At 28.2% G+C, this 11,502-nt stretch carries 12 protein-coding genes; 11 read left to right on the top strand and 1 reads right to left on the bottom strand.

Going from position 1 to position 11,502, the window contains the following annotated elements; genetic code table 4:
- Positions 1 to 13 precede the first annotated feature (13 nt).
- Positions 14 to 1,564 carry a TrkH family potassium uptake protein gene (locus FJO69_RS06520; RefSeq protein ID WP_140781063.1) on the bottom strand — a complete coding sequence of 517 codons (1,551 nt, stop codon included), beginning with the start codon at positions 1,562 to 1,564 and terminating at the stop codon, positions 14 to 16.
- Between the two features lie 167 nt (positions 1,565 to 1,731).
- Between FJO69_RS06520 and FJO69_RS00580 the strand changes: the two genes are divergently transcribed.
- The 11 genes from FJO69_RS00580 (at position 1,732) to FJO69_RS06510 (ending at position 11,493) form a co-directional block, all read left to right on the top strand.
- Positions 1,732 to 2,481 (top strand): potassium channel family protein, encoded by a 750-nt coding sequence (locus FJO69_RS00580; RefSeq protein WP_140781062.1) that lies wholly within the window; start codon positions 1,732 to 1,734, stop codon positions 2,479 to 2,481.
- Between the two features lie 11 nt (positions 2,482 to 2,492).
- Positions 2,493 to 3,824, top strand: coding sequence for a C1 family peptidase (locus tag FJO69_RS00575; RefSeq protein WP_140781061.1), 1,332 nt, complete (start codon positions 2,493 to 2,495; stop codon positions 3,822 to 3,824).
- Between the two features lie 96 nt (positions 3,825 to 3,920).
- A complete protein-coding gene (locus FJO69_RS06515; protein ID WP_140781060.1) occupies positions 3,921 to 4,223 on the top strand; it encodes a 4'-phosphopantetheinyl transferase superfamily protein in 303 nt (100 codons plus the stop codon).
- Between the two features lie 8 nt (positions 4,224 to 4,231).
- Positions 4,232 to 5,083 (top strand): lysophospholipid acyltransferase family protein, encoded by an 852-nt coding sequence (locus FJO69_RS00565; protein WP_140781059.1) that lies wholly within the window; start codon positions 4,232 to 4,234, stop codon positions 5,081 to 5,083.
- On the top strand, positions 5,083 to 5,907 hold the full coding sequence (locus tag FJO69_RS00560; protein ID WP_140781058.1) for a segregation/condensation protein A: 825 nt from the start codon (positions 5,083 to 5,085) through the stop codon (positions 5,905 to 5,907). The genes FJO69_RS00565 and FJO69_RS00560 overlap by 1 nt, the downstream gene beginning before the upstream one ends.
- Complete coding sequence (gene scpB / locus FJO69_RS00555; protein ID WP_140781057.1) at positions 5,900 to 6,520, top strand: SMC-Scp complex subunit ScpB; 621 nt, start codon at positions 5,900 to 5,902, stop codon at positions 6,518 to 6,520. The genes FJO69_RS00560 and scpB overlap by 8 nt, the downstream gene beginning before the upstream one ends.
- On the top strand, positions 6,513 to 7,346 hold the full coding sequence (locus tag FJO69_RS00550) for an RluA family pseudouridine synthase (protein WP_140781056.1): 834 nt from the start codon (positions 6,513 to 6,515) through the stop codon (positions 7,344 to 7,346). Before scpB ends, FJO69_RS00550 begins: the two co-directional genes overlap by 8 nt.
- A gap of 12 nt (positions 7,347 to 7,358) precedes the next feature.
- Positions 7,359 to 7,661: a glutamyl-tRNA amidotransferase gene (locus tag FJO69_RS00545; RefSeq protein WP_140781055.1), complete on the top strand. Its 303-nt coding sequence runs from the start codon at positions 7,359 to 7,361 to the stop codon at positions 7,659 to 7,661.
- A complete protein-coding gene (locus FJO69_RS00540) occupies positions 7,651 to 8,973 on the top strand; it encodes an amidase family protein (protein WP_140781054.1) in 1,323 nt (440 codons plus the stop codon). The genes FJO69_RS00545 and FJO69_RS00540 overlap by 11 nt, the downstream gene beginning before the upstream one ends.
- Entirely contained in the window at positions 8,966 to 10,381 is a 1,416-nt protein-coding gene (gatB, locus tag FJO69_RS00535) for an Asp-tRNA(Asn)/Glu-tRNA(Gln) amidotransferase subunit GatB (protein WP_140781053.1), read from the top strand. The genes FJO69_RS00540 and gatB overlap by 8 nt, the downstream gene beginning before the upstream one ends.
- Complete coding sequence (locus FJO69_RS06510) at positions 10,381 to 11,493, top strand: YihY/virulence factor BrkB family protein (protein WP_140781052.1); 1,113 nt, start codon at positions 10,381 to 10,383, stop codon at positions 11,491 to 11,493. The genes gatB and FJO69_RS06510 overlap by 1 nt, the downstream gene beginning before the upstream one ends.
- Positions 11,494 to 11,502: the final 9 nt, after the last annotated feature.

The raw sequence follows: 11,502 nt of genomic DNA, 5'->3' as shown, positions 1-11,502 counted from the left end.
TAACCTCCTTGGGTTAACCGATAGAGACATCTTCATAAATATATTGATAATTTTCAGAGCTTGCCTTGCTTTTACCTCAAATTTTAATAGTTTGTGGAATACCAAATTGACCGGTAATCATAACTAAAATAATTGCAAGTTTACCAACGACTTGTATTTGTCCAGTAACTCCGGTCGAAAGTCCTGAGTTTCCGAAAGCTGAACATATTTCAAAAAAGACAAATGTTAAAGGCAATGAAGTCTGTCAAGGTGTTTCGGAAGTATGCGGTAAAGTTGCATATACAACAAGTGTTCCAGTTGTGACTAATAATAAAGCAATAGTAAAGACATTAACGGCTTTAATCAACGTTTCTTTGCCAATTTGTCTTTTAAAAGCATTAATGTGTTTTTTACCACTAACCATTGTGATAATACTTAAAAAGATAACAGCTATTGTGGTATTACGTACTCCTCCGGCTGTTGATACAGGACTAAACCCAATAAACATTAAAATACCATGAATAATAATTGTGGGTTGAGTAAAGTTGTAATAGTTAATTGTTGAAAAGCCAGCGGAACGGGTTGATTTAACTTGGAAATAAATCGCAAATAATTTGTTTCAACTATTGCCGTATGCTTGTTGATTTCAAAAGTACATTTCTCCGCGGGCAGTAGTTTCAAAAATAATCGTTAGAATTAAAGCGATAGCTGTTGTAGATATATAAGTTATTAAAGTAAATTTAGTAAATAAACTAAATCTATGAGCTTTTTTATCTTTATCTAAACTTTGAATTTTTAATCAAAAATCATAAATTACTGGAAAACCAATTCCTCCGATAAGAAAGACAAAAATAGTTATTATTTGAAAACCATAATCATAGTAATATGGTTGTAAACTTTTAGCACTAATAATATCAAACCCAGCATTATTAATTGAACTTATAGCGTGAAAAACACCGTATTTAATCGCTAAGTTAATATTGTTGTATGGTTTATATTGTAATGGCACGTAAGGGTTAAATTCATATGGTTTTAATCCTGTACCATTTAATTTATCGACATTATCAGTAAAAAATTGATTGTCGTTATAGTAGAAATATAAAGTAAAAATAATTGAAGCAAAAATCGTTGCAATAATTAAAAAACTAATTGAAACTTTAATCATTTTTTTAGTTTCAGAAATAGTGTTGCCACCTCTTTCAGTTTGACTAACTTGACTGTTAAAGATATTAGTTCTTCAACCTAACAATGATTGGAAAATATAAACTTTTATAGTAAATATTCCGATTCCTCCAACGACAATACAAATAGCAATAATAGCCTGTCCGAACTCGTTAAAGGTTGCTCCGATACCATTTGTAAAGGTATTTAGACCGGTATCACTAAAAGCTGATGCCGCGGTAAATAAAGCGTCTAAATAACCAACTTCTACTCCTTCACGATGGCTAATGTTTCAAAATAATAAAAGCGACATTACAACCGTGAATAAAACATAAACTAAAAATATATATCTAATCGTTCCAATTTTTTTAAGAACCTTAGATATTCAATTATGTCTTCTTATCTTTGGTTTTTGATTTTTCATAGACAAAATTATAATACAAAGGAAAAAAATATTATTTTAAATAATATTCCACCCAAAAGTAGACTTATTTATTGTTTTAAAGTTTCATTTTGGGTTTTTTAAAATATGTTTAATGATAAGATTTTTAAAGTGATTATCAAAAAACAAATAATAAGATAGGTATAAATATGAAATTATTTAAAAAAACACGTGAAATTTGTATTATCGGAGTTGGTCGTTTTGGATCAACAATTGCTAAACATTTACTAGAAGACAGAGAACACAATTTAAGAATAGTTTTAATCGATGAAGATGAAAAACATTTATTGCCTTTTAAAGATGAAGTTGATCTAATTTACGTAGCAGATTGTGCCGATCAAAAAACACTAGATTCAATCAATGTTAAAGACTTTGATGTAGTTATAGTGGCTGCTTCAAATAACATTGAAATTGTTGCTGCACTAGCAGAAATAGGTGTCAAAACTATTATTGCCAGAGCAACATCAACTCGTCATGCTAGAGTTTTAAGACAAATTGGAGTTACAAGTATTGTTTCACCAGAAGTTGAAGCCGGAAAAAGAACTGCAATGCTAGTTGCAAATCCTACTTTATCTTCTTATTCTGAAAACATTGTTGAACTTCAAGATGGATTTCTATCCGCTTCAATTTATGTTAAAAATCCAAGTCTTTTTAATAAAAAGATTAGTGAACTTTCTTTAAGACAAGAATTTGGTGTTTCAGTAACTATGATTAAAAGAGATCATACTTCTTATTTACCTGACGGCGACTTTGAAGTGCATGAAGATGACTTATTAACTTTTATCGGTAAATTAGAAGATATTACTAATGTGTTTGAATTTTTCTCAAAGACTGATTTAGGCAAAAAAGAAAAAACTAAAAATGATAAATCACAAGTTGATATTACTACTAAAAAATAAAAGAGGTTTATATGAAAAATATAGATGTTGAATTGTTAAATAAATTTGAAAAAGAATACAATGAGAACCCTTCAAACAGGATTATTCAAGACAGTATTTTTACTAATGGAATTAGAAAATCTTCAACTAATAATAAAACCGTTCAAAAACATAATTTCAAATTTTCAGTTGAAGTAAAAAACGCCTCAATGCAAGACCAAAAAGCCTCAGGAAGATGTTGAATTTTTGCGGCTATTAATTCTATAAGAATTAAATTATTAAAAGAATTAAATATTGATGATATTGAATTATCACAAAATTACGTTCACTTTTATGACAAATTAGAAAAAGCTAATTTTTATCTAACTTGAATTGTTGACCACGGTTTAGAAGCTGATAATGAAGAAAGATTATTTAGACATTTTAATCAAGAACCTATTAGCGACGGCGGATACTTTGAATACTTTTTAAACTTAGTTGAAAAATACGGTATTTGTCCTAAAGATTTTATGTCCGAATCAGCTAACAGTGAAAACACAAATACTATGGTTGAACAAATTAATTGAAGACTTAAAGCTTACACCGCTTTAATGAGAGAAACATACGCAAAAAGCAAAGATTTACAAGCCGTTTTAAACTTAAAAGAAAAAGCATTATCAGATGTTTATAACATTTTAGTTAAATCTTTAGGCTTACCTCCAAAATCATTTGCTTTTGAATATAATGACAAAGATAAAAAATTCATTAGATTGCCTGAAATGACGCCTATTGAATTTTACAAAAAATACGTTGGTGAAACTTTATTAGATCAAGTCGATTTAATTTCAGATCCTCGTGAAAAATATGACTTTAACCAAGTTTTAGTTTCTCCTTTCTCAAATAACGTTGTAGGCGGTAAACCTTTAACAATGTTAAACGTAACTATTGACGATATGAAAAAAGCAATGATCAAACAATTACAAGCTGGTGAAGGGGTTTGATTTGGTTGTGATGTTGGGACATTCTCAGATTCTAAATTAGGTATTTTAGACCCAAAACTATTTGATTTTGATTTAATATTAACAAAAACACCTGAATTTAGTAAAAAAGCAAGATTTGAATCAAGAGCTTCTGTTTTATCACACGCTATGAATATGATCGGAGTTAACTTGGATGAAAATGGAAATCCAATTTCTTGAAAAGTCGAAAATAGTTGAGGAGAAGATACTGGTAAAAAAGGAATTTTCTCAATGAGCGACGAATGATTTACTGAATATAACTTTGAAGCTATTGTTGATAAAAAATATTTAACTGAAGAAAATTTAAAAGGACTAGAAAAACCTTCAATTGAAATTTCTATTTTTGATCCTTTATGTGAAGAATAATCAGCCGAAGCTGATTTTTTCTTTTCTTTGTTTATTCTCTAAATTGCAGATTTTATAACATTGTTGTTATAATATTTTAAATATTAGGAGGTAGTTTTGGTTGGCGTTGATTTAACTACTATATCTCGTTTTGAAAATTTAGAAGAGCATACAATTAAAAACATTTTGCATGTTGAAGAAATTAAAGAGTATCAAAAAATAAACTCACTTAATAAAGCAAAATATTTAGCAACTAGGTGAGCCATCAAAGAAGCAATTTTTAAAAGTGATAATAACTATTCTAATTTTTCTAAAATAAAAATCGATAAGACGCCAGAAGGTAGATATGCTTTTGAAAATTTTAAGATATCTACATCTAATGAAGGAAACCTTTTAATAGCATTTGTAGTAAAAATATAGGAGATATTATGAAATTAAAAACAAGAATATTTTGAAGAGTTTTACCTATTATGTCTAACATTTGAACTTTAAAAGCTAAAGCAAGAAGACATAAAAAAATGCCTGAGTATTACAGAAAACACGAAAAAAATCATTTTTTACAAAAACATCTAAGCAATATTTTAAAACATTTAAACATTGAAGTCAAAGTCGAAGGTTTTGATAATGTGCCTAATAGTTCATGTTTTTTAACCCCTAACCATTCAACTTATGTTGATCCGTTAATCATCATGTCAGCTTTATATAATCATGGTGATGGTTCAAAAGTTTCCAAAGTTGCTAATTTTGTTGCTAAAGAAGAAGCTAAATCAAATAAAACTGCAGCTTTAATTTCAACTTTATGTGATGTGCATTATATCGATACATCTAAACCAAGAGATGCTTGGGCTGTAATGAGTGAATTTGGTAAATTCGTTAAAAGTAATAAATCTTGTGGTGTAGTTTTCCCTGAAGGCACCAGAACCAAAGACGGTAAATTAGGAGCTTTTAACTCAGGTGTATTTAGGGTTGCCCAAGCGGTATTTTTACCAATTGTTCCTGTAACAATTCTTAATGCAGCTAATGCTTTAGATAAAAACAGAAAAGGCAAATTAACTGTTACTGTTATTTTCCATCCAGCTTTAAAACCAATTGAATTTCAAACTTTAGATAGTAAAGTTTTAGCAGAACATGTAAAAGGAATTGTGTCTTCAAAATATGAAGATCAAGAAATTACTTCAGATGAAACTAAGAAAAACAAATACACTAAAGCAAAAAAAGTAAAAGATAAAAAAGATAAAAAAGATGATTTAGACATATTTAAGGAAGATATTACAAAATAATGCTTGAGGAATTAAAAAAACCAGTTATTAGAGAAATTTCTATCGGAACCGAAGATGAAGATCAACAAAAAACGGAAACAACTTCAGATTTATTAGATAGCGACCGTCATAATTTTAAGCTTTCTAATTTTGATGGTCCGTTAGATTTATTAGTGTCTCTAATTAAAGAAAAAAACATAAGTATATTTGATGTTGATTTACTAGAATTAGCTAATCAATATTTAGACATTATTAAAACTTTAAAATCTTACGAATTTGATATAGCTTCTGAATATTTGGTTATGGCAGCTACTTTATTGCAACTAAAAGCAAGAATGGTTTTACAAGACCCAGAAGCCGAAGAAGAAATCAAGCAAGAAAAACGTAGACTTTTAGAACAAATAGCCGAATATGAAAAATTTAAAGAAATTTCCGAAGTTTTAAGAGAACAAGAAATTAAAAGAAAAGATTTATATTCAAAAGAACCAGAAGATACAGAACAATTTGAAAAAGAAATCGACAATAGTGTTTTAGATGGACATTCAAATAGTTCTAAACTAGTTACTGTTTTAAGAAAAATGTTTGAAAGAACATATGCAGAAATGGTAAGACATGTAACTATTAACACAATTGCCGTTTCACCAGAAGAACAAAAACAAAGAATTATAGAATTATTTAGAAATCGAAACGAAGTACCGTTTGAAGAAATTTTTAATGTACCAACAGTGGGACATTTCGTTATTACATTATTAGCAGTTTTAGATTTAGCAAGACAACAAATTGTTGTAATGGAACAAAAAGATGAAGAAGTAATTAAATTTACTAAAGGAATTGAATATGCATAACAAAATAATTGAAGCACTATTATTTGTGCAAGGTAGTGAAGGTTTAAGTTCAGAACAGTTAAAAAACATTATGAAACTTAATACGGTTCAAGAAGCAAGAAGAATGTTAAAAGACTTTAAAGAATTTTTTAATAAATTAGAACGCGGAATTAAAGTTCATGAATTTAACGATGTTTATAAGTTTTTAACTATCGAATCAGTTAAAGACTATATTTCAGAAATGGTAACTATTACTAGAAAACAAAGACTTTCAAATGCGGCAATCGAAGTAGCAGGTATTGTGGCTTATAAACAACCGGTAACTCGTTCAATGATTTCTAATATTAGAGGAGTTGTTTCTGATGGTATCGTTGCTAGTTTATTAGAAAAAGGCATTATTGAAGAAGTTGGAATTGCTTCTACACCAGGTAATCCAATACTTTATGGTATTACTAATAAATTTTACGATTACTTCAAAATTAAAAGTTTAGGTGAACTTCCTCAGTTTCCTGAATTTAGTAGTTATTCAGATGAAGATGAAGAATATGACAAAGATTTTAATCTATTTGATTCACAACGTTCAGATACTAATAATGACGGTATTTTAATTTCAGAAGAAGGCGACAATGATTAAACTAAAAGCTAATCAAAATGATGAAGGCAGAATTTTATTTAAATACGTTGTTAAAATGTGTGACAACGTTCCTATTTCCAGAATAGAAAAAATTTTTCGTGAAAAAGATATCAAGGTAAACGGACAAAGAACTAAAGATAAACAATATAAAATGCGAATGAGTGATATTGTTGAAATTTATGGTTTAGATGATGCTTTTAAACCACAAAAAAGAAATGCAGCCAATATAAACTTTAAAGTTATTTACGAAGATAAAAACATTATTATTGTCGACAAAGCCACTGGTATTGCAATGCATTCAGAAGAAAATTGTTTAGATGATCAAATTTTAAAATATTTAAATTATCACAAAACAAGTTCATTTAGACCAGCTTCTATCGGCAGAATTGATAAAAAAACCAGCGGTTTGGTTGTTTATGCTAAAAACTATAAAACTCTTGTTGAATTTGAAGCTAAACAAAATGAATTTGAAAAAGTGTATCAATTTGTTTCGGATTTTGATGAAGACAGATTAGATATTACGGTTCGCCTTAAAAAAGATATTAAAAACGAAAAAATGGTTGTAGATCCAAATTTTGGGGTTAAAGCTAGAACTATTTTTTATAAAGAGGGTAATCGTAAATATGCCCAAATCTTAACAGGCAAAAAACATCAAATAAGAGCAACACTTTCTTATTTAAAATATCCAATATTGGGTGATATTAAATATGGAGGCAAGTTTGCTAAGAGATTATATCTACATTCATATTCGGTTAAATTTCATAATTTAAGCGAAGAATTTGACGAATATAACGATCAGATATTTATAAGTCATCCTAAATGATAAAAAGGGGATAATATGGACGATAAAGAATTAAAACAATTAGCTAATAATTTACTTTTCGAACCTAATGAAGAAGTTTTAACCTTAGCTAAAAAACTTTTAGGTTCTATTGATAAAGAATTATTAGAACTTGAAAACTTTGATTTGTCTTATTTAAAAGCAATGTCTCATGTTAATGAAAAACCATTAGCTTTTGAGAAATTAAGATTAGACGAAATTGATGAAAGTTTTATTTTAGATAAAAAATCTATTTTAGAAAACGCTAAAGAGCATGATAACGATTTTGTAATTATTAAGAAGGTAATTAATGAAAATTAAAGGTAATTTTGAACTTGCTTTACAAGAAGTTAAAAATGATAAAAATAACGCAATAGCAACTGTTAATGAAAGTAAAAACACCCATTTTGGCGTTTTAGCTAATTGTGTTTATACTTTAAAAGATAATTATGCTCAAAAAGGTTTTTATACAAAAGGTTCAAGTTTAATTTTAGATAATTTTAAAGCTAATTATGATTCTACCATCGTTTCATTATTAAATCAAGCTGCAGCAAGTTGTGTAGCTAGAACTAACCTTGACGAATTTGGATTAGGCGGATCTGGAGAATATTCGGCTTTTGGGTTAATAAAAAATCCTCTTAATGAAGATTATCTAGTAGGCGGTTCATCTTCTGGAGCGGCCGCAACTTTTACTAAAAACATTTCTTTTGCAATTGGATCAGACACAGGAGATTCAGTTAGAAAACCAGCCTCAAATATTGGCTGCGTTGGTTTTAAACCTAGTTATGGAGCGATTAGCCGTTATGGTTTATTCGCTTTTGCTACTTCTTTAGACACAGTAGCTTATTTTACTCATAATGTTAATGATGCTATAACCTTATCTTCTGTTTTATATCAACAAGATTTAAAACATGATTTATCTTCAATTGATTTAAGTTTTGATAGTAAAACAGTTCAAAAAGTTAAACCAAACAAAGTAGCTTATTTAGATTGTTTTTCTGAATTAGAAGACAGCGTCGCTAAATCTTATAAACAAGTATTAGATAAACTAAAAAATCAAGGCGTTGAATTAGTTAAAATAACGCCCGAAGAACACATTTTAAAATCTATTGATGTTGTCTATAAAATAATTGCTTTTTCAGAAGCTTCATCTAATTTGGCAAATTTAACCGGTGTTGAATTTGGTAATCGTTTAGATGGTAAAAATTGAGAAGATATATATATTAATACAAGATCTCATGGCTTAGGTAAAATGGTTCAATCAAGATTAATTTTAGGTGCTTACTTTTTAAAATTAGAACATCAAATAAAATATTTTGTTCAAGCTAAAAAAATGCGTCGTTATATTGCTAATTACTTTACCAAAATTCATCAATCAGCTGATTTATTTATTTATCCGGCTTCAAATAATTCTGCTCCTAAAATAGGTGAAAACTACAAAGCTTCTTATATGGATTATATTTTGACTAATGCTAATTTGACTGGCAATCCATCTTTAACTTTAAAAATGGGAGAAGATCAAAATAATATGCCATTTAATTTAGCCTTAGATGGAGAATTATACAAAGATACTAAATTATTTTCACATGCTTTATATATTGAAGAAGATATTTTAGGAGGCAACAATGAATAAAGATTGAGAAATTGTTATCGGTATTGAAATCCATCTAGAATTAAATACTAAAACTAAAATGTTTTCTCCTGCCCCTAATGTATATGGTGAAGAAGCTAATGCTCACGTTTCTAATATTGATCTGGCTTATCCAGGTTCTTTACCATTAGTTAATTCGGCAGCAATAATTAAAGCGATTAAATTAGCCAAAGCTTTAAAAATGGAAATTGATCCTATTGTTAGATTTGATAGAAAAAATTATTTTTATCCCGATTTAACTAAGGGTTATCAAATCACTCAACAATTTAATCCAATAGGAAAAAACGGACAGATAAAAATCAAGGTTAATAATAATTGACAAGACGTTTTAATCGAAAGAATTCACATGGAAGAAGATACAGCTAAATCTAACCATGAAGGTGATTTAACTTATTTAAATTACAATCGTTCTGGTGTCCCTCTTATTGAAATCGTTTCTAATCCGGTAATTCATTCTGCCGAAGAAGCAGTTGCTTACGTTGAAGCCATTAGAAAAACAGCTCAAACCTTAAATATTAGTAAAGCCAAAATGAACGAAGGTTCAATGCGAGTTGATGTTAATATTTCAGTGCGTCCAAAAGGTAGCGAAATATTAAATACTAGAGTTGAAATTAAAAACTTAAACTCGTTATCTAATATTGAAAAAGCTATTGAATACGAAGCAAATTATCAAGTCAATAAATATTTAAATAATGAGGCTTTTCCCCAAGAAACAAAACGTTTTGACGAAGGAAAACAAATTACTGTTTCCATGCGTTCAAAATCAGACGCCGTTGATTATAAATATTTTCCAGACCCTAATATTCCTTATATAGGTCTTTCTTCTGATTTAATTGATAATGTAAAAATAGAAGAACTTCCTTATGATAAGGAATTAAGATATATAAAAAATGGTTTAAATGAAGTACAAATTTCTCAACTTATTAATAATGTTGAATATGCAAAATACTTTGATGAAATCGATTTTTTAGATATTAAAAAAGCCGCAAACGTATTTTTTGCAGAAGTTATTTCTTATTTAAATTCAAATAATTTGGCTATTGAACAACTTGAGCTTCAACCTTTAGAATTAAAAGAAGTTTTAGATCTGCTTGTGCTAGATCAATTAGATAAAACTTCGGTAAAAAAAATATTGGTCGAAAAACAAAAAAATCCACAGTTCTCAGTTTCTGAGATTATTAAAAACAACAATCTTAAATTAGAATTAATGAATTTAGATTTAAATCAAATAATTGAAGAAGTTTTAAATGAAAATTCTAATTTATTAGAAGAATTTACTAAAAACCCTGCAAGAGCGGAAAAATTCATGATGGGTCAAGTAATGAAAAAAACTAAAGGTAAAGCAAAAAACGATGAAGTATTAAAAGCAATTAAAGAAAGGTTTAATTAATGGGTTGACGTAAAAAACCTAAATATAACGTTGGTTATAACAATGATTATTCTAAAAAAGATTCTAAAACAATGCAAGAAAGAGTTCAAGCCGGTCAAATAATTACCAATAAGAACAAAAAAAACATTGTTGAAAGAGTTTTAAAATGAATTATTTATGTCATTTTGTTAATTGCTATTCCTCGTTATCTAAAAAGTTCTAAAACCAAAGGGCGTGAAATTGTTAATAGTGCTTATAGCAAATTAAATTCAAACGAATTCTCTTTCGTTCCTGCTGGATATGCTTTATATTTATTTTTATCTTTCATTCCAATTATTACTTTAGTTTTTGGTATCATTGGTTCTATTTCTAGTGAATACGAAGCAGTGCTTAAAGATATTATTTTAGGTCAAATAATTCCTGGGGTCGGTGCCGTTGTTCCGTCAGCGGTTAAACTTTGATCTTCAACCGGAGGAACTGTTGCGTTTATTTTGTTTACTATTTCTGTTATTTGATTTGCTTCAAAAGGTTATAGTAAAATGATTCAATCAATGGACGCTTTATATGGTCATAAAACTACTAATCAAGCTTTAAAAACTAGATTTAAAGGATTTATTGCTTCTATTATCATTTCAATTTTGTTAACAGCAGTATTATTAGGGTTTACAGCCTTTACCACTTTTTTAATAGATAAAGCCGGAATGGGAACTATTGAAAAAGTTGTTAAAGATGGAATTGAAGAAATAATTGTTAAACCTGATTGATCTTTTAATTTAGTTTATTGATTTACAGTTATCTTATTTTTACCTATTATTACCTATATATCATTTTTATGTTTCTTTAAATTTGCTCCAAACTTTAAGCTTAAATTTTCACAAGCTCACCCAGGAGCGTTAGTTACATCTTTACCTACTTCTTTATTCATATTAATTTTTGGTTCATTAACATCATTAATTAAATATGATAAATTTGGAGTTGTAGCTTCATTTATGTACGTTATTTTATTACTATCATTTATGTCATACTTCATTTATGCCGGTTTGATAGTTAATTCAAGTTTTTATCACATTTTTATTAATCTCCCAACTGTTGAAAAAAACAGTTGATGAAAACCTAAAAACAAGATTTTATAATTTACTTAT

It is taken from the genome of [Mycoplasma] falconis (assembly GCF_006385795.1).
GTDB classification, from domain to species: Bacteria; Bacillota_I; Bacilli_A; order Mycoplasmatales; family Metamycoplasmataceae; genus Metamycoplasma; species Metamycoplasma falconis.
This window is presented reverse-complemented; position numbering and strand designations above follow the sequence as displayed.